This is a genomic window from Sphingobacterium griseoflavum, from assembly GCF_014653155.1.
In the GTDB taxonomy this organism is placed as follows: Bacteria; Bacteroidota; Bacteroidia; order Sphingobacteriales; family Sphingobacteriaceae; genus Sphingobacterium; species Sphingobacterium griseoflavum.
Genome location: NZ_BNAF01000002.1, coordinates 224,624 through 244,702 on the forward strand (window position 1 = coordinate 224,624; position 20,079 = coordinate 244,702).

At 45.8% G+C, this 20,079-nt stretch carries 18 protein-coding genes; 15 read left to right on the plus strand and 3 right to left on the minus strand.

Features of this window, described 5'->3' with window-relative positions:
- The first annotated feature begins 28 nt into the window (after positions 1 to 28).
- Entirely contained in the window at positions 29 to 2,413 is a 2,385-nt protein-coding gene (locus IE165_RS03025; protein ID WP_189625126.1) for an ABC transporter permease, read from the plus strand.
- Between the two features lie 135 nt (positions 2,414 to 2,548).
- The gene (locus tag IE165_RS03030; RefSeq protein WP_189625127.1) at positions 2,549 to 4,891 is read left to right on the plus strand and encodes an ABC transporter permease; all 2,343 of its coding nucleotides are present in this window, start codon (positions 2,549 to 2,551) and stop codon (positions 4,889 to 4,891) included.
- A 13-nt stretch (positions 4,892 to 4,904) separates the two neighbouring features.
- Here the strand turns inward: IE165_RS03030 and IE165_RS03035 are convergent, their stop codons facing one another.
- Entirely contained in the window at positions 4,905 to 5,330 is a 426-nt protein-coding gene (locus tag IE165_RS03035; protein WP_189625128.1) for a hypothetical protein, read from the minus strand.
- Between the two features lie 78 nt (positions 5,331 to 5,408).
- Positions 5,409 to 6,020, minus strand: a complete 612-nt coding sequence (locus IE165_RS03040) for a hypothetical protein (protein WP_189625129.1) — start codon at positions 6,018 to 6,020, stop codon at positions 5,409 to 5,411.
- 566 nt (positions 6,021 to 6,586) lie between these two features.
- Between IE165_RS03040 and IE165_RS03045 the strand changes: the two genes are divergently transcribed.
- The 4 genes from IE165_RS03045 to IE165_RS03060 all read left to right on the plus strand — a co-directional run bounded on the left by IE165_RS03045 (position 6,587) and on the right by IE165_RS03060 (position 11,955).
- A complete protein-coding gene (locus IE165_RS03045; protein ID WP_189625130.1) occupies positions 6,587 to 8,971 on the plus strand; it encodes an ABC transporter permease in 2,385 nt (794 codons plus the stop codon).
- Between the two features lie 69 nt (positions 8,972 to 9,040).
- A complete protein-coding gene (locus IE165_RS03050; RefSeq protein WP_189625131.1) occupies positions 9,041 to 10,120 on the plus strand; it encodes a hypothetical protein in 1,080 nt (359 codons plus the stop codon).
- A 138-nt stretch (positions 10,121 to 10,258) separates the two neighbouring features.
- Positions 10,259 to 10,924: an ABC transporter ATP-binding protein gene (locus tag IE165_RS03055; RefSeq protein ID WP_189625132.1), complete on the plus strand. Its 666-nt coding sequence runs from the start codon at positions 10,259 to 10,261 to the stop codon at positions 10,922 to 10,924.
- 182 nt (positions 10,925 to 11,106) lie between these two features.
- Positions 11,107 to 11,955 (plus strand): transglutaminase-like domain-containing protein, encoded by an 849-nt coding sequence (locus tag IE165_RS03060; RefSeq protein ID WP_189625133.1) that lies wholly within the window; start codon positions 11,107 to 11,109, stop codon positions 11,953 to 11,955.
- On the opposite strand, the gene IE165_RS03065 is transcribed toward IE165_RS03060, so the two are convergent.
- Complete coding sequence (locus tag IE165_RS03065; protein ID WP_189625134.1) at positions 11,939 to 13,042, minus strand: NHL repeat-containing protein; 1,104 nt, start codon at positions 13,040 to 13,042, stop codon at positions 11,939 to 11,941. The two genes, IE165_RS03060 and IE165_RS03065, sit on opposite strands and share 17 nt — an antisense overlap.
- Before the next feature lie 133 nt (positions 13,043 to 13,175).
- Here IE165_RS03065 and IE165_RS03070 point away from each other — a divergent pair, with 133 nt between their 5' ends.
- From IE165_RS03070 to rpiB, 9 genes are all read left to right on the plus strand, one after another.
- Positions 13,176 to 13,838: an epoxyqueuosine reductase QueH gene (locus IE165_RS03070; protein ID WP_189625135.1), complete on the plus strand. Its 663-nt coding sequence runs from the start codon at positions 13,176 to 13,178 to the stop codon at positions 13,836 to 13,838.
- A gap of 55 nt (positions 13,839 to 13,893) precedes the next feature.
- Positions 13,894 to 14,442 (plus strand): YceD family protein, encoded by a 549-nt coding sequence (locus tag IE165_RS03075; protein ID WP_189625136.1) that lies wholly within the window; start codon positions 13,894 to 13,896, stop codon positions 14,440 to 14,442.
- A gap of 14 nt (positions 14,443 to 14,456) precedes the next feature.
- Positions 14,457 to 14,648 carry a 50S ribosomal protein L32 gene (gene rpmF / locus IE165_RS03080; protein WP_189625137.1) on the plus strand — a complete coding sequence of 64 codons (192 nt, stop codon included), beginning with the start codon at positions 14,457 to 14,459 and terminating at the stop codon, positions 14,646 to 14,648.
- A 105-nt stretch (positions 14,649 to 14,753) separates the two neighbouring features.
- A complete protein-coding gene (plsX, locus tag IE165_RS03085) occupies positions 14,754 to 15,692 on the plus strand; it encodes a phosphate acyltransferase PlsX (protein ID WP_189625138.1) in 939 nt (312 codons plus the stop codon).
- 5 nt (positions 15,693 to 15,697) lie between these two features.
- Entirely contained in the window at positions 15,698 to 16,696 is a 999-nt protein-coding gene (locus IE165_RS03090) for a beta-ketoacyl-ACP synthase III (protein ID WP_189625139.1), read from the plus strand.
- A 59-nt stretch (positions 16,697 to 16,755) separates the two neighbouring features.
- Positions 16,756 to 17,244 carry an acetyl-CoA carboxylase biotin carboxyl carrier protein gene (gene accB, locus IE165_RS03095; protein WP_189625140.1) on the plus strand — a complete coding sequence of 163 codons (489 nt, stop codon included), beginning with the start codon at positions 16,756 to 16,758 and terminating at the stop codon, positions 17,242 to 17,244.
- Positions 17,245 to 17,313: 69 nt separating this feature from the next.
- Entirely contained in the window at positions 17,314 to 18,672 is a 1,359-nt protein-coding gene (gene accC / locus IE165_RS03100) for an acetyl-CoA carboxylase biotin carboxylase subunit (RefSeq protein ID WP_189625141.1), read from the plus strand.
- A gap of 85 nt (positions 18,673 to 18,757) precedes the next feature.
- Positions 18,758 to 19,627, plus strand: a complete 870-nt coding sequence (tatC, locus tag IE165_RS03105; protein ID WP_189625142.1) for a twin-arginine translocase subunit TatC — start codon at positions 18,758 to 18,760, stop codon at positions 19,625 to 19,627.
- Positions 19,628 to 19,634: 7 nt separating this feature from the next.
- The gene (gene rpiB, locus IE165_RS03110; RefSeq protein ID WP_189625143.1) at positions 19,635 to 20,072 is read left to right on the plus strand and encodes a ribose 5-phosphate isomerase B; all 438 of its coding nucleotides are present in this window, start codon (positions 19,635 to 19,637) and stop codon (positions 20,070 to 20,072) included.
- Positions 20,073 to 20,079: the final 7 nt, after the last annotated feature.

Here is a 20,079-nt window from a genome sequence, read left to right on the forward strand (position 1 = left end):
ATGTTTTGATTTTTTTTTAACTTCCCATATGCTAAAGTTATTCTTCAAATCGGCTTGGCGCCAATTGCTAAAATATAAGTTTTACACCCTACTGCATATCGTTAGTTTGGGTTTGGCTTTAGCCTGCTTCTTTTTCATCTACACGTTTAATACGTATCAACGCAGTTTTGATCGGTTTCACCGCAAAGCGGCTCGTACCTTCCTGTTAGTACAAGATTTGAAATTGGACAAAACGGAGTTCAGCAAAGGCGGATCCTTTGCCATGTTCGAGGCCATCAAATCGGAGTTGCCGCAAGTCGAGCGAGCCGCAATATTTATCGAAAAACAAGATCTCACGATCGATATCGGCAATGACCGTTTTAAATCCGATGGAAAGGCGGCCTACGCCTCATCGTCGTACTTCGAAATTTTGGATTTCCCTTGGATTGCTGGAAACCCCGAGGATTTAGATCAGCCTAATGCGGTTGCGCTGACCAAATCATTGGCAAAAAAATATTTCGGCGATCAAGATGCATTGGGCAAAACCATGACCGTGGAAGGAGAGATCGATTTGACTGTCGTTGGGGTGATTGATGATAGTCGTAAAAACTCTGACTTTAGGTCAGAAATGTACATCGCTTTGTCCGCGTTGTCGCAAATTAGAAATATTCCGAAAACAGATGGCTTTTTTAACCAGTGGGGCTATACCCAAACGACAAACAACATCCTGTTAACCTTGAAAACAAGTGGCGATCAACATGCGGTCGAGAAATGTTTCCACGATCTGGTGGCTAAGCACTGGCACAGCGATGTGCTGCAGTATTTTAGTTACAAGCTTCTCCCCATAACGGATTTCCATTTTGATACAGATTATGGAAAAGGCACCCAACAATCATTATTGCTCTTATTAGGTATTGCTGCCGGTGTCATACTTATGATGGCCGTTGTCAACTACTGCAATATCGTTTCTGCGCAACAGATCTATAGAAACACCGAAATGGGGATTAGAAAGGTGCTTGGAAGCACCAAATGGCAATTATTCTTGCAATACCTGCTAGACTCGCTACTGGTTAGTTTTTTCGCCTTGCTCCTAGGTATATCGCTGTTCTATCTGTTCCTAACTTGGTCAAACCAGTTTTTGTTGAAGAACGACCCGATATACAATCTATCCGTGACACATCTCGCGACGACCGCACTGTCAATCTGGCTGGCAATCCTTGTTGCTACCAGCATGTATCCGGCATTCTTTTTAACTAGCACATTACGGAACGGCACCGTGCCAAAACAGTATTCGAAAAATGTGGGATTGGGCACAAAATTATTATTGCTAGTACAACACATGACTGCGTTTATTTTGGTCGTATCCACGATCGTCATCGTTGCCCAAGTAAATCACTTAAAGCGTACCGACCTAGGATTTAACCGTGACGCCATCCTTACCTTACCCATAAAACAGGATATGCTAAGCCAAAAAGGTAAAATAGAATCCTTTTTAAGGAGCCGATCCGATATCGCATCCTTCACATTTTGTGACAATCCGCCAGCAAATGAAAAAGCATGGGGAGGGACTTTCCAATTTGACGATCGCGATGTTTGGGAAACCTGGCCGGCCCGGTATGCCATAGGCGACACCGCATACATCCGTACTTTTGGGATACGTCTGCTCGCGGGTCGTAATTTTCGCCAAAATGCTCCGGAAGCAGAATTTCTGATCAACAAACAGATGGCGCTAAACTTAGGGTTGGCAACGCCTGATGAAGCGTTGGGAAAAAGCCTGTATGCAGGCGGGCTCCATGACGAGAGTAAAGGCCGCATTGTCGGTGTTGTCGAAGATTTCAATACCAACGCCTTGTATGAACCTATTTCGCCAACCGTCATCGGCGTTCACGAGGGCCGAATCAAAAAGTTGGCTATAAAATATAGCGGGCATAATGCGTCCGCCATGCTGAAGGACCTTGAAAAAAATTGGACCGTATGGTATCCGTCGGAACTTTTTCAGTTCGCCTTCTACGACGATCAGATCGCCGCGCTATACCAGAAAGAAGCGCTGCTGGAAAAACTAATCTGGATCGCCGCCCTTATGGCCATCGCCGTAACGGCACTTGGTCTTTTGGGATTGATGTCTATGCATATCGCGAAAAGAACCAAGGAGGTCGGTATTCGCAAAATTCTCGGCTCTAGTGTCATGGGCATTCTGAGCATATTATCAATAGATTTTTTTAAATGGATTGCCGCGGCAGTTGTTATTGCCATACCAATCAGCGTGTACCTACTAAACCATTGGCTAACGGGTTTTGCCTTTCGCATAAAACTAAGCTGGTGGATGTTTTTCTCTGCCATGGCCTTATGCCTGGTCATCACGGTATTGACCATCAGCTATCAGACATTGCGCGCGGCACGCGCAAATCCAGTCGATAGCTTGCGAGATGAGTAGTGAACTACTGCCTGCTTAGATTCGGAGCTACACGTTTTTAGTTTTTATTTTTGACTTTTTAATTTCATCATGTCCAGCATATACCTAACAACGAAAATCGCTTGGCGCAATTTGCGCAAGCACAAAATACACAGCATGATCAACATTGTTGGTTTGCTGTGCAGCATGGCTTTTGTGCTATTGATAAGCGCCTACATTTGGCAGGCTTATCAGGTAAATGCTGGATTACGAAACAAGGATAGACAATTCGCTTTACAAAGCAGCTATAAACAACCAGGCATAGGGCTCGATCTTACGACGATCGGTGCTTTGCCGCGGGCACTCCAAGAGGAGTACCCCGCACTGGTGGCCAACTACTATCGACTGGATGGCTTAACGTGCATTGTCTCGAACGGTAGCGAGGTATTTGAAGAGAATGTATCGCTAGGTGACTCTACACTCCTCACGATGTACGGCTTTTCCTTGCTGCAGGGCAATGCCTTAACAGCCCTATCCAATCCCTTTTCGGTCGTCATTGACGAACAAGCGGCTATGAAATATTTTGGAAAGAAAGAAGCTGTGGGTGAGCGACTACGTATACGCAACTTTGCGGGAGAGCAGCGCGATTTCGAAGTCACGGCCGTCATCCGTCAGGCCTCCGAAAATTCCGTCATGCGCCTGATGCCCAGTATGCAGACCGCGATCTTCCTACCCATAAGTAGCGAAAAATACTTTGGACGCAATGTGAACAACTGGCAAAACCTATGGATAGCGGGCTTTATCGAGCTTCAGGAAGGCGTGACACCCGACCAACTTCAGCAACCTATTAAACAATTACTGGAACAGCATGCGGATAAACAGATTGCCGAGAATCTACAACCGCAGCTTAAGCCCCTCTCTTCCTATTACTTGGACGACAACCAAGGAGCGATCAGACAGTTGCTCTTGGTATTAAGTTTGACGGCGGCCTTCCTTATCATCATGGCCATTATCAACTTTGTGAACCTCAGCATCAGCCAAAGCCTCACCAGGCTGAAGGAAGTAGGCCTGCGCAAGATATTGGGCAGCAGCCGCAAACAGCTTATCCTACAACTTCTTGCAGAATACTGCTTGATGGTTTTTATTGCCGGCTTGTTGGCGCTGGTACTGTACCCGCTGCTGGCGCCTTGGTTTTCATCGGTCATGATGAAAGAACTTCCGTCCCTCTCCGTTCTCCCTTTCCGCTTTTTTGCACTATTTTTCACCGGAATTTTAGCCTTAGGCCTCACTGCTGGAATCTATCCCGCCCTCAAACTATCCAGCAACTCCATCGTGAGCGCAGTCAAGAACCAATTGAGCGAGCATCGCGGAAAGCATCTCATTCGACGATCACTCCTCTTGCTGCAGTTTGCCGTAGCGGTGCTGGTGCTTATATCATCGGTCATCATCGCTAGACAAGTCGACACGTTCATCAACGGACAGCTGGGCTACAACAAAGATTATTTGCTTACCGCGCAGGTGCCACGCGATTGGTCCGAAAAGGGCTTGCATAATATCCAGCAGGTACAGCAAGAGCTTAGGCAGCTAGCGCAGGTAAAAGATATCAGCCTCTCCTATGGCATTCCTAATTCCTTTGGTAACGGTATACAGACCGTTAGTAAAGTAGGTGCCGATCAAGGCATAGACGCGCTGGTCATCACGTCCGACCAGCATTTTGCTTCCACCTACGAGATCCCAGTTTTGGCGGGACAATTTTTCGCGTCCAAGGAAGACGCTAGCATCGCGTCCAAGGTGGTGATCAATAGAAAGGCTGCACAAGCGTTGGGCTATGAACAGGTTCATGACGCTATTGGCCAACCGATAACGCTCTATGACGGAGGCTTCACGGGAACCATTTCCGGTGTCACGGAAGATTTCTACGCAAACTCCATGCACAGTGCATCACCAGCCGTCGTGTGGTTTCCCGTGCAGGCCAACATGCAGTACCGTTTTCTTTCTATCCGACTAAAAGCTGGCGCGATCGCCCCTGCCGTACATGCATTGGAAAACCGATGGAAGGAACTGATGCCTGATGCACCGTTTAAATATAAGTTCATGGATGAAACCATCCAAGCCATGTACAGCACCGAAATACAATTGAAACGGGCCTCACAGAGCGCGACGGCTATTTCGATGCTCATCGTCGTACTCGGCATCATCGGTCTTACATCGATCTCCATCAACCTACGGCTGAAAGAAATCGGCATCAGAAAGGTTTTAGGGGCTAACCTCCGCAATATGGTGCTGCTGTTCAGCAAGGAATTTTTCGTCATTTTTGCGGCAGCCTTATGTGTCAGCATTCCGCTTACCTATTTCTTCATGCACCAGTGGCTGATGAACTATGCGGTAAAGATCGATCTGCAACCACAACTATTTATCTTACCGATCATAGGTGTATCCGCCATCTTACTTTTGTTTATTGCTGGGTTGGTGTTGCGAGCCAGCCACAGTAATCCGATAAAAAGCCTACGCGACGAGTAATACCTGCTTCTATTTACGTTTCGGACTCTTTTTTTAAAGGGACGAGTCCGAAACGTTTTACACAGAGCAAAAAGCAAAGTGCTAAGATCGTTCCCGCAACACCATAATAGGCATCAACCACATCCGGCGTATTTAGTATAGGTACCCAAAGTTCATAAACAAAATTACAGCCGATCAACAACATCCCGCAAACAACCAAAAACCTGACGGGGATACCTATCAAAATCCACATAAAACCCACCCCGCCCAACATCAGGTAGCTGATAGAAAAATTGGATACATGAAGATAAAAATCAGGCCATTGTTCGACAATAACAGCGGGGCGTAGCGACATCGTCTTACGACCAAAAAATAAAAGCATAATCAGCACGAGCAACACAAAATAGGCGATCGCCGCCGGAAGCTTGGGGGCATACTTCAGCACATTCATCTTTTCCATAATTACAAATCTTACATATCGATGCAATAAAGATAAAAATACATCAAAAATTACTCTTCTCAACATGAATCCAACAGGCTAGACCACATAAGAGCGTACAACCGAGCTGTAAGTTATCGTGGGGTTACTGCTCGTGTAGGCTACACGAAACTCATGTTGCTCCAAAGACTGCAATCCGTTGATTTCACAGGAAGACTTCGTGGTGAACAGGATGTTCCACAATGCATCGCCCACCTTGCGGTATTCAAAACGACATCCTGTTGCTTTCTTCCACACTTCCACCCGACAGCGCACGCATCCCGGCCGTTGCATCTGAACCTGCACGCGCAAGTTGTGTGGCTTGGGCGCGGCACCAATTGGCGCATAAGGCTTATTGGTCGCAAAGCCCGCCGATAGAATAATCCAAGGATCACCTTGGGCTACTTGTGCTATATATAAGGACAACCGGTACAGCTGTTCCTTGTGCATACGCAACAAATGATTTTTGATAGCCACACAGCGCATATCACGAAATTGGGCTTCGGCCATAGCGTTTGACAGCTGGCACAAGGTGTCTTTCAACACCGAGAGCGGTGGCTCACAATCCGGAAAAAGAGCTGCATGCTCCTCCATACGCGCAACTACATTGTTTGCATAACGCAGGAAATTCGCTTCCCGCATTTTCTTAAATTTTAAAACAGGTTTTATCATCACTATACTTATTTAATACAGGATGCACCACGCATCGCTTCTACAAAGCTAAACACACGTAACAGAAGAAAGGGGGTCAAATCGTGCCAATTTTTTCGGCTTCGGTCGAAATTTTTGGCGCAATTTGATACCCTTTTCCAAAAGATCACAATTGAAAAAGCGGCTTTACAACATGAAAAAGCACCTTTCCAATATGTTTTATCTCTTTTCACTATGCAGTTGACGCATTTCCCATAAGTTTTGCCTGTTCATCCATATCTTTTGTCTTCTTTCCATGGGTAGACAGTAAGCTTCACAACCGCATCAACACATCTCCTATAGGAAATATTACATATTCATATAGAAGTCAAACAGATGCATACGGAAAAGTAGTATTCCCTCTGGAAAAAGAAATCGACGCCCTCGTTTTTGTTGGAGGTTGTCCGCAGACGAACGCCTACTGTTCGATATCGGACAGTTAACGGCAGCCGAATCAAACACAAAACACTGAAAACAAAGCTGTTAAAATAGTGGCGCAGCAGTTGACAGCAATTCAGTAAACTAACAAGTACTAAACAAAGGGGTTTATGAGCAGTATTTCCATAGCATGGCGCAATATTCGAAAAAATAGAGGATTCTCGCTACTGAATCTCAGCGGGTTGACCATAGGCATTACCTCTTTTCTGTTACTGGGTGCGTATATCCTACATGAGCTAAGTTATGATAAATTCTTGCCCAATGCAGAGCGAATAGCCTACGTATCCTATGCCTACAAGTCTGCCGATGACAACGAATTTATCCAAGCTTCCACCACCCCCACGGCCGTTGCGCCGACGCTTGAAAAGGAGTTTGCGGAGGTGGAAACTGCTGTTCGCATCTATCCCTACAATAGCGAAGGTTTAGTAAAAAAAGGAAACCAAGAGATCAAGGAAACACAGTTCCGTTTTGCCGACGAAGCCTTTTTCCGAGTGGCCGACTATATGTTCGTGCAGGGCGATAGCAAGACTGCCCTTGCCGAGCCCTACCAAATCGTGCTGACCCAAGCCTACGCCGACAAATACTTCCCCAACCAAGAAGCCCTAGGGCAAATCTTGCAAATCGATGGGCAGCCTTGGAAAGTAAGCGGTGTAGTCCCCAACCCACCGTCCTACACGCAACTTCCTTTTGCTGCCATACTGTCGAATAAACATCTGACGCGCTACCAAGAACCTGTATGGCACAGTGCCAACGACATCACCTTGGTTTTGCTGAAGGATAAAAACGCAATTCCTGCCCTAGAAAGCAAGAGCAACGCTTACATAAAAACAATCTTTGCCGACGTTTTTGAAAGCGGAGCCGCCTTAAAACTGAAAATAGAACCTATTACAGATATCCACCTACATTCCCAGATCGGTAGCGGAAATCTGCTATACGTCTATATATTTGCAGGTCTAGCCATAGGCATCATCCTGATAACGGGCGTCAACTTCGCCAATCTATCCCTGGCCCGATCCACAGAGCGCGCCAAAGAAATTGGTGTAAAGAAGGTATTGGGAGCCACCCGCACCAACTTATTCTTTCATTTCCTGATCGAATGTGGTCTTTTGGTGCTTATCGCATTTGCCATTTCACTGTGCCTAGCCCATGTGTTACTGCCATTTTTTGCGCAATATTTAGGAACGTCCATCGCACTCGATATCAGCTCCAGCAATATGCTGTTCCTTGGTATCCCTATTTTCGCACTGACCCTAGCCTTGCTCGCCGGAAGCTGGCCGGCCTTGGTCATTTCCGCATTCAAGCCTATACAAAGTTTAAAAGGAACCACAAAAGCAAATAAAAGCGGTTTTGCATTGGGAAATGTACTTGTCGTCATCCAATTCACCATCTCTACGCTCTTTATTATCGCCACCTTGGTAACCATGCAGCAACTGCACTATATACAAACCAAAAATACCGGATTGGACCGTTCGCAGATTGTTGTGCTTGATGGCGAACTGCTCACCGATAGCGAAAGGACAACCTTAAAAAACAAACTGCTTGCCCAACCATCCGTTAAGGGATTCACCGCATCTTATGATTCTCCAGTAAATATCCAGGGTGGATACAACATCGGCTATGTGGAAGGGAAAAAGGCTGACTTTCAAATGAGCGTCACCGCCATCCCGATCGAAAAAGATTTCGTTCCGGTTTTTGAAATTCCTGTGCTGGCCGGAGAAAACCTGAACGACGGCGATATCGCACGTGCGCGTGATACGAGCAATGCACGCAGCTACAGCTTTATTGTCAACGAACAGCTAGTCAAATCATTGCAATGGACGCCACAGCAAGCCGTTGGCAAACAGATCAATTTAAATGGCCGCCTAGGGCGCATCAAGACCGTAGTCCAGGATTTTAATTTTGCATCGCTACGTGAAGACATCAAGCCTGTGGTTCTTTTCCCGGAATATAACTACTTTGGAAACATCTATGTAAAGGTTGCTTCGGGGAGCAATATGCAGCGGTCCATTGGCGATATTCAATCGGTATGGAGAGAGGTAAAACCACAGGCTCCTTTCAACTACCATTTTCTGGATGACGACTTTGCCAACCTCTACCAACTGGAAAGGCAAACCAGCCGCACCATGTTGCTCTTCTCGTTCATCACCATCGGCATTGCCTGCTTAGGTCTTTTTGCGCTCGCCGCTTTCCAAGCGCAGCAACGCATCAAAGAAATTGGCATCCGCAAGGTATTGGGCGCATCGACGGGCAAGATCGTTATACTGCTGACGGCTGATTTTGTGAAGCTGGTCATCATCGCCTTTCTATTGGCAGCGCCCCTAGGCTACTGGATCATGCAGAACTGGCTGCATAATTTTGCCTTTCGGATATCGGTAGCATGGTGGACGATCCTGATCGCGGGCGTCTTGGCGGTGTGCGTAAGCCTGATCACCATCAGCGGACGTGCCTTCCGTGCGGCACGCACCAACCCGATCAACAGCCTGCGCGACGAATAACATATTTTCATCAGTAAACACGATGACACACCTTAAAACATATAATATTATCCATAATAACCAACCAATATGAAAAATATAACCCTAGCAGGATTGCTATTTTTGGCCCTGAGCACATGCTCCTTGGCGCAAACCATAAGTAAAAAGGTCTTTACTTGGGAGACCAGTGATGACAACGGCAAAACGAAGCTCACCGTGAAGGGTGATGTAAACATCGGCGACGATGACCAACATATCGAATCGCTCTCCAAAAATGGATCCATCAGCTTTGAGCAAAAGTCCAATAAATTGGAGATTAGCGCTGCATCGGATGGCACACTGATTTATCGCATCAATAGAAAGGAAAAGAATACGCTGGACGCCAATGATGAAAAACTCCTTAAAAACGCATTGGAGTTGATGATCAGCCGCGGTATGAATGCCGAAGCGCGCACAAAACGTATCTATGCGAAAAAAGGAACGGTAGGCGTGCTCAACGAACTTCCCAAACTGCATGGCGATTATGCCCGTCAAAAATACCTCTCCACACTGTTGACACTCGGTATTAGTAAGTCTGAAATGAAGAGCATCCTAGAAAGCAGCGGCAGCTACCTATCCAGCGACTACTACGTTGCCGAGCTCTTGTCTGACGTGATGAAAAACTATCTATTGGAAGACGCCACCTCCAAGGCCTACCTCAACCTCGTTGCCAACATGAAGTCGGATTACTACCAACATGCAACCTTACAGAAGTTGATGAAAAATGAACTCAACAGCGAGCAAACAGCATCCGTCGTCGGAATCATCAAAGCGATGAAATCAGACTATTACCAATCCGAAGTGTACAAAGACCTATTAAAACAGGAATCGTTTGGCGGTGCAGCCTTTAACGAAACCTTGGATCTTGTCTTTGCTATGAAAAGCGATTATTACAAAACCGAGATCATCAAAAATATGATTAAAAGATCGCTGACGGAAGCGGATTGGACACGCCTCATCGGCTATGCCAACAAAGTCGGCTCCGACTATTACCAGTCCGAGCTGCTACTGAACATTGCCGAAAAAATGCCCGACAACGAAAACTTAAAAAAAATCCTGTTTGAGGCGGCCAAAGGAATAAAATCAGAGCATTACTACGGGAAGCTGATGCGGAAAATTGCGGCATCTTGATTCCATAAATCCTGATCACCAACAGGCCGATATAACCGAACAACAGATGGTTTAATTTCATTAGCTTTTGTAACTTTGATCAGTCACTTTGCCAACACTACACGCATCAAACTGCATACTCAATTTGAATCTCAAACGATGATAAAACTAGAAAACATTTTTAAATGGTATAATGTCGGCGGAACACGCTCTTTTATTTTGAAGGACATTAACCTCCATATTGAAGAGGGCGATTTTGTTTCCATTATGGGACCGTCGGGATCGGGCAAATCAACCCTACTGAATGTCATAGGCCTTCTTGATGAACCCAATGAAGGCCAATATTACTTTATGGACGAAGATGTGTTGGCCATGAAGCCGAAGAAGCGCACGGCGCTCTTTCAATCACACATGGGCTATGTTTTTCAATCCTACCACTTGATCGACGAGTTGACGGTATATGAGAATATCGAAACGCCCCTGATCTACAAAGATCTGTCGGGCAAAGAGCGCAAAGCGATCGTTGCCGATATGCTTGACCGCTTCGGTATTGTTGGGAAGAAAGACCTTTTCCCGGCGCAGTTATCGGGCGGTCAGCAACAAATCGTGGGCATTGCCCGTGCATTAGCCGGTTCGCCTAAACTACTACTTGCCGACGAGCCCACCGGAAACCTCAATTCCAAGCAGGGGGAAGAGGTGATGCAGCTGTTCAAACAGCTCAATGACGACGGCGTGACCATCATTCAGGTAACCCACTCGGAGAAAAATGCCGAGTATGGCAAACGCATCATCAATATGCTGGATGGACAGCTAAAACTCGACTAAGCGCAAGCCATAAAGAAGCGGAAAATACAATAAGCCGTAGGGCGCAACCACGGATAACTGACGTTGCGCCCTGCGGCTTTCCTCAAGCTAACCTCCGCTTAGAACCTGTCGCTCAGCCAACATCCCACGTAAATCTGTGGACACACTTTCCATTCCTCCGAAAAATTAGTAAATTGGTCTTGATGAAGGAACAGGAATTAAAAGCGCTCATTTCCCTGTTGGACGATCCTGACACGGAAATATACCAAGCACTCGAAGACAAGCTGATCACCTGCGGTCCCGAGGTTATCCCGCTTTTAGAGGAATCGTGGGAAGAGTCGTTTGATATGCTACTGCAAAGCCGCGTGGAACAGATTATCCATAAGATACAGTTCAACGAAGTGCAAAACGACCTGCAACTGTGGAAATTAAGCAATCAAGCAGATTTATTGGAGGGCTTGCTGATCGTCAATCGATACCAATACCCGAACCTGGCCGAGGAAGAGGTTTATACCAAGCTGGCGGAATTGAAGCGTAGTGCTTGGTATCATTTGATGTATGAGATGAGCCCCGTAGAGAAGGTAAAGCTGTTGAACAATATTCTGTTTCGTGAATACGGCTTATCGGGCAACACCTCGGACTATCACGCTCCACACAACTCTTTCATCAATAAAGTTTTGGAAACGAAAAAAGGCAACCCGATATCGTTAGCCTGTATCTACAGCCTTGTTGCCCAGCGTCTGGATATACCAATTTATGGTGTCAACCTACCCAAGCATTTTGTTTTGGCCTATATGAACGAGGAAAATCCGGAAGAAGTGCTATTCTATATCAACGTATTCAACCGAGGTCAGATTATGCGGGAAGACGATATCCGATCGTTTCTCCAACAGCTGAACCTGCCCGCAAGCGATGATTACATCAAGCCCTGCAACAACTTGGCCGTTATCAAGCGCGTGCTTCGCAACCTTGTCGCCGCGTATGATCATATCGACAATGTGGAAAAACGCCAAGAAGTGCAGCTGCTGCTGGATCTTATTGACCGAGACTAGGATAGTCCCGCGCATCCAACGCTAGGCCTACCGGGGTTCGCGATCCGGTGCTGACCTCTTGGTTGGGCGCTGTATTGCCTTGGTCATCGATGCGGAAGCGAAAAACTGCTCGCGCCGAGCGATCGGCCACATACAGGTAGACACCCGATTCGCGGGGGTCGATCACCACATCCACCGGCGCTTGCAACTTCGTAGCAGCCCCTGTAATGATGCGGGTGGGCGTAATGGTCGAACCCTCTTGATCAATCAGCGAAGAGAAATTATCGAAAATCAAGATACGGCCTGAGCCAACAACGCTACCGTCTCCCCCAAATTCAGCCACGGCAAGCACGTTTTTTACGGTGTCATAAGATATGCCGCGTAAATTACGGGCATCAGCGATTTGAAGGACACGGGCTGGCGCAAAATTATTGATGGTAGAATCTGATTCTGGAACGGAAACTGCCGCTATATTATTGAAAACGTTGATACCGGGACCACTTCCCAAGCGCGAAGTAAAAAGCCTGTTGTTAGCATAGGCAGCTCCCCACATTTGTAGCCCAGGTGTGCGTAGGCGCTTCAATGGCGGAACATAACCCCTCCTGCTTTTCGGGCTATTCACGACATAAATACCCGCATTTATCCCGCTTCCATTCACGATAAACAGGCTATTGGTTGGCTCATGAAAGGCTAGTCCACGCACGGCACTATAGGTCCTGTTCTCCATCGCTGTCAGATTCTGAAGCACGCCATTCGTCGCTCCCACGCTCATACTGTACACCGCGGTATCATTGATGCCATTCAAGTTTGCACTTGCTTGAAAAAGGGCTTCCAGCCGGGGATGGAAATAAATAGGGCCACCTCCTTTTGCTTGAGAAACATGTTTCAATGTAAAGTTGAATTCCGAAGAATCTGCCGGATAGATGGTACGCATATTCGTATCTGGAACACCCAGGCTGGAGGTATTATACTGTTCAAAAGAAACATATAAGCGGGTAAATTTTCGCATCTCCAGATTAGGCTCTGCATCGTTCCGTTCGCAGGCATAAAATCCGATAAGCAGTGCTATCGCACAGCAGGCCTTAATTAATAGAGCGCTTTTCCACATAAATTACACGATTATAATGTTACAAAAATATAAAAATAAACGGCTAGATAAGTCGCTTCCTGCCATTAACAGCTGTTAAGTTTTGTAAAATCTTTAGGTTTTCCGTAAAATTGCAGAGTAATTACAAGGAAATATGAGCGACAAGGAATTCAAAAGAGAGAAACTGACCCTTCCTAAGGAAGGCAAGAAACTACTGTTGCACTCTTGCTGTGCGCCTTGCGCGGGCGAGGTCATGGAGGCGCTTATCGCCTCGGATATTAATTTTACGATCTATTTCTACAACCCCAACATACATCCGCGTAAAGAATACGACTTGCGCAAGGAAGAGAATATACGCTTTGCCGAAAAACACAATATCCCGTTTATCGATGCCGACTACGATGTAGACCACTGGTTTGACTTGGCCAAGGGCATGGAGCAGGAACCCGAGCGGGGCATCCGCTGCACCATGTGCTTTGACATGCGTTTCGAAAAAACGGCCGAATATGCTGCGGCCCATGGCTTCGACGTCATATCCAGCTCCTTGGGCATCTCCCGCTGGAAAACCATGGAGCAGATCAATGACTGTGGCCTTCGTGCCGCCTCCCGGCATCCCGACATGGAATACTGGACGTTCAACTGGCGCAAGAAAGGCGGATCTGCGCGCATGTTGGAAATCAGCAAAAAAGAGAAGTTCTACATGCAGGAATACTGCGGCTGTGCCTACTCCCTGCGCGATACCAATAAATGGCGGATGGCAAATGGCCGACCTAAAATCGAATTAGGCAAATACTACTATGGAGACGAGGAGCAATAATTTTGTAAAAAAAGTTTCCATTTTAACAAATTAATAATTAATTTTGCAGGCTCAAATGCAGGTTTCAAAATATCTAAAACAGTATAGAATTCCATTTTCAGGCCTTTCCGCAGGAAAACATGAATTCGATTTTGAGATTGATGATAAGTTCTTTGATTGTTATGCGCATAGCCTTGTAAAAAAAGGGAAATTGGACGCAAAAGTGGATTTGCAAAAGCAGGAGAATATGCTGGTTGTCAATTTCCATATTTATGGCATCATTCAGCTGAGCTGTGATGTATGTTTGGCGGATTTTGATGCCCCATTGGATTTTGAAGAGCGGGCGCTCGTCAAGTTTACGGATGAAGATTGGGAAAGCAATACTGAGGAGGTCTTGGTACTGTCCAAAACCGATTACGAATTGGATATCGCAGAGCTACTTTATGAATACATCAACGTTCGCGTACCGTACTACAGCAAGTGTACAGAGCAGGGCGTAAATTTGAGCTGTGACCCTGAGATGCTGGCGAAAATAAATGTGGATAGCACGGAGGAGCAGGAAGATAATAACGAAGAAAAAATAGACCCCCGTTGGGATATATTAAAGAATATTAAAAATAACTAAAACAGAAATACGAGATGGCACATCCAAAGCGTAAAACTTCGAAATCCAGAAGAGATAAAAGAAGAACACATTATAAAGCAGAAAGACCTACTTTGACGGTTTGTAAAGAAACAGGAGCAGTTCACACTCCACACCGTGCTTATACAGTAGATGGCAATGTATACTACAACGGTAAGTTAATTATTGAAAACACTGCTACTGTCTAGCGACATCATTCAGAGAAACTAAACATCCCAAATAGGTATAAAATTCGATTTTTATACTTTAATTTGGGATGTTTTTGCGTATTATTGGTTTAAAAATAATAACGGATGAAGATTGGTTTAGACGTTTTAGGAGGCGATTATGCCCCCAACTCTACAATAACTGGCGCTGTGGAGGCGCAGAAATTATTGCAAGATGATCAACGTCTTGTTCTTATCGGCGATCAAAACGATACCATCGAGCGATTGAAACAAGCCGGTGCAGATCCTGCGGCCTTTGATTACATACACGCCCCAGACAACATTGGTATGCATGAGCATCCAACAAAGGCCATCAGCCAAAAACCGAATTCCAGTATTGCGAAGGGTTTTGAACTGTTAAAAAGCGGAGCGATTGATTCTTTCTCGTCAGCCGGCAATACCGGCGCGATGTTGGTTGGCGCGATGTTCAGTGTAAAAACTATTCCCGGTGTCCTGCGCCCGGCTATTGCAACCAATGTTCCTAAAATAAAAAGTGGTTACGGCATCCTATTGGATGTGGGTGCAAATGCAGACTGCAAGCCCGAGATGCTGAACCAGTTTGCCCTTTTAGGAAGTTTATACGCCGAGTATGTGTATGGCTTGACAAATCCAAAAGTCGGATTGCTCAACATTGGCGAAGAAGAAGAAAAAGGAAACAACTTAACAATATCGACCTACCCCCTACTAAAAGAAAACGCAAAAATCAATTTCATTGGGAACGCCGAAGGTCGGGATCTTTTCACAGACCTCGCCGATGTATACGTATGTGACGGCTTTACGGGCAACGTGGTCTTGAAATTGGCCGAGTCTTTTTATGTGGTTACCCTTAAAAAGGGGATGAAGGATGATTTTTTTGATAGATTTAACTACGAACGATATGGCGGTAGCCCCATCTTGGGTGTGAATGCCCCCGTGATTATCGGGCATGGGATATCGACCCCTGAAGCTATCAAAAACATGGTTTTACTTTCAAAAGACATGATCGAATCGAAATTTATCGACAAGATCAAGTCTGCTTTCAATTAATTTATATGTCTAAAATACATGCTGCAATCACAGCAGTAAACGGCTATGTGCCCGACTACGTCTTGAGCAATCAGGAATTGGAAACAATGGTTGACACCAATGATGAATGGATTGTATCGCGCACAGGAATAAAGGAGAGAAGGATTCTTAAAGGAGAAGGAAAGGCCACTTCCGATCTTGCGGTTCCTGCTGTGGAAGGTTTGTTGAAGAAAAGGGGCATCACGGCCAATGATATTGAGCTTATTATTTTCTGCACCAGCACGCCCGACATGCTGTTTCCGGCAACGGCCAATGTCCTTGCAGAAAAAATTGGCGCAAAGAAAGCCTGGGGCTACGACTTACAGGCGGCCTGCTCTGGATTTTTATTTGGCTTAACAACTGCCGCCCAATTCATCGAATCTGGTAAACACAAAAAAGTATTGGTGGTGGGTGCCGATAAGATGTCTTCAGTTGTCAACTACGAAGATCGCAACACCTGCATCCTATTTGGTGATGGCTGCGGTTGTGTGTTGCTAGAGCCCAACGATGAAGGCAACGGCTTGATTGACGCCGTCTTGAAAACAGATGGAGCTGGAGGCCCTTTCCTAAATATCAAGGGGGGCGGCTCACTGAATCCCGCTACGCACCAAACGGTGGATGCAGGATTGCACTACGCTTATCAGGAAGGGCGTACAGTATTTAAATTTGCAGTAACCAATATGGCCGATGTAGCCGTTGAGGTAATGGAACGTAACAACCTAAAATCGGAAGATATCAGCTATTTGGTTCCTCATCAGGCGAATAGACGGATCATAGACGCGACCGCCGAACGCGCGGGCTTACCGGAAGAAAAAGTGATGGTAAATATCCAAAAATATGGAAACACCACGAGCGGAACCATTCCGCTTTGTCTATGGGAATGGGAAGACAAACTTAAAAAAGGAGATAATCTGATTTTGGCCGCTTTCGGCGGAGGCTTCACCTGGGGTTCTATATACCTTAAATGGGCCTACACAAAATCATAATATTTGCTTAACTTTAAAAATTCATCGAAAGAAATTTATACATAAAACCTACTAGAACTATGAGTATGGATATCAAACAAATTCAAGATCTGATCAAATTCGTTTCAAAATCAGGCGTGAATGAAGTCGCTATCGAAGAAAAGGACTTTAAAATTACCATAAAGACGAATCAGGAGCCTACCTATGTAACGGCGACGGTTCCTAGCCCAGTAGCAGTACAAGCACCAGTAGCCGCTCCAGCAGTGACAGCAACATCTGCAGCAACGACGCCTGCGGCTCCAATTGCTCCTGCTTCAGAGTCATCCAATCTTATCACCATCAAATCACCGATGATCGGTACCTTCTACCGTGCAGCAGGACCTGAGAAGCCACTTTTTGTCAATGTAGGCGATGAGGTGGCGCCCGGTAAAGTATTATGTATCGTAGAGGCCATGAAACTTTTCAATGAGATCGAATCAGAAGTATCTGGTAAAATCGTGAAAATTTTAGTAAATGATGCACAGCCTGTAGAGTTCGACCAACCTTTGTTCTTGGTTGATCCTAGCTAAAAATTGTGTTTTCTTCCAGAAAACCAATTCATCGCGAATAGTCGCATACAGTAACAACATTATTTATCTATGTTTAAAAAAATATTAATAGCCAATAGAGGCGAAATAGCCCTTCGTATCATTCGTACTTGCCGCGAAATGGGTATTAAGAGTGTCGCGGTGTATTCTACCGCCGATCGGGACAGCCTACATGTACGTTTTGCCGATGAAGCCGTTTGTATTGGCCCTCCTGCCAGTAAAGATTCGTATTTAAACATCCCCAATATTATTTCGGCGGCCGAGTTAACGAACGCAGATGCTATACACCCCGGATACGGATTCTTGTCTGAAAACGCCAAGTTTTCAGCTATTTGTGCCGAGTATGGCATCAAGTTTATTGGTGCTACGGCAGAGCAGATTGAGAAGATGGGCGATAAAGCCTCAGCCAAAGACACCATGAAACAGGCGGGCGTCCCTACTGTTCCCGGGTCGGCAGGCCTTATCCCCGATGTCAAAACGGGCATCAAGCTTGCAGGAGAGATCGGCTATCCGGTTATTATCAAGGCAACGGCTGGCGGCGGTGGCCGTGGCATGCGCATCATTTGGAAAGATGAAGAGTTTGAACCCAACTGGGATTCGGCGCGTCAGGAAGCAGCTGCCGCTTTCGGCAACGATGGTATCTATTTGGAGAAATTCGTGGAAGAGCCACGCCACATCGAGATCCAAGTAATTGGTGACCAATACGGCAAGGTTTGCCACCTTTCCGAACGCGATTGTTCCATCCAACGTCGTCACCAAAAACTGGTAGAAGAGGCACCATCCCCTTTCATCACGCCCGAGTTGCGCGCCAAAATGGGCGAAGCTGCAATCAAGGGTGCACAAGCCGTTAATTATGAAGGAGCAGGAACCATCGAATTCTTGGTGGACAAACATCGCAACTTCTACTTTATGGAGATGAACACCCGTATTCAGGTAGAGCACCCAGTGACGGAAGAAGTAATCAACTTCGATTTGATCAAAGAACAGATAAAAGTTGCCGCAGGTATTCCGATCTCCGGAAAAAGTTACGAACCGACGATGCACGCCATCGAGTGCCGTATCAATGCCGAGGATCCGTTCAATAACTTCCGTCCGTCACCAGGGAAGATCACGAACTTTCATTCACCGGGCGGACATGGTGTTCGCGTAGATACGCATGTATATGCCGGCTATACCATTCCGCCGAACTATGACTCTATGATTGCGAAGCTGATCACGGTAGCGCAGACAAGGGAAGAAGCCATCAATACGATGGAGCGTGCCCTCAGCGAATTTGTGATTGAAGGTATCAAAACTACGATTCCTTTGCACCTACGCTTAATGCGCGACCCTAACTTCCGGGCAGGCAACTTTACGACTAAATTCATGGAGACTTTCGACTTGACGGAATATCCTGAAGAAGAAATTTGATAAAATTTCCTTTACATCGTTTTAAAATACCATTCTTATCAATAAGAATGGTATTTTTGTTTCTATCCGGATTTAAAATTTTACGATGTCGAAATCTAACGATCTAATCAAAGCAATAAAAGATAAAGGAAAAAGTCTAGAAGCGGAAATGTCTTTCTTTGACCACCTGGAGGTACTGAGATGGCACATTATACGTTCAGTAATCGCGATAGCGGTCTTCGCCATCCTTTCATTCACGTTTTACGATTTTGTTTTTAATGATGTCATTATGGGTCCCAAGAATCTCGATTTTTGGACCTATCGCATGATGTGCAAAGTAGGTGATCTGCTGAGCCTCGACGGCTTCTGTGTGGAGAAAATACCGTTCAACATCATCAATACCGAATTAGCTGGGCAGTTCATGCTGCAGATCAACTCCTGCTTGTTGATGGCATTGGCTTTGGGCTTCCCCTACCTCTTGTTTGAGGTTTGGCTTTTCATCAAACCGGCATTAACGGATATTGAACGTAAATCGGCACAAGGCTTCGTCATTTACGCATCCATCCTATTCATATTAGGAGCACTATTTGGCTATTACATCGTGGTACCGCTTTCGGTCAACTTCTTGGCGAATGTTTCCTTGAGCGAAGAAATCACCAACCAGATCACGATAGACTCTTACCTGTCAACCATTGCCACATTGACCTTGGGCTGTGGTGTCGTTTTTCTGTTGCCCATCCTGATCTTCATTCTTTCGAAAATAGGCTTGATGACACCGGAATTCATGCGCGCAAGTCGCCGCTATGCCACCGTTATCATCTTAATTATAGCGGCCATCATCACGCCTACGGCAGACGTGATCACCTTGTTGACCGTAAGTGCGCCGATGTTCCTACTCTATGAGTTGAGTATTATGGTATCGGCGAATGTCAAAAAGAAAAAGCTACAAGCGGAAAAAGAATTTTATAAAAAATAACCATAACATGTCAAAGAAAATTGCAATAGGAAGTGATCACGCTGGATTTGAATACAAAACAGCCTTGGTAGAATTTCTAAAAGCGGAAGGCTTTGAGGTTGAAGACTTTGGGCCAGCGACAGGCGACTCTGTGGACTATCCAGATTTCGCACACCCTGTAGCATCGAGTGTGGAAGACGGAAATAATGAGCTTGGTGTACTGATCTGCGGAAGCGCAAATGGCGTAGCCATCACGGCAAATAAGCATCAAGGCATACGTGCAGCTATCGCTTGGCAAAACGAGATTGCCGCCTTAGCGCGTCAACACAACAATGCTAATGTGATCTGTATCCCCGCACGTTTCATCGACATTGCCCTTGCGAAAAAAATCGTGAATACGTTTGTGACGACTGATTTCGAAGGCGGACGACATGCCACCCGTGTAAATAAAATCGCTTGTAGCTAAACTTAAG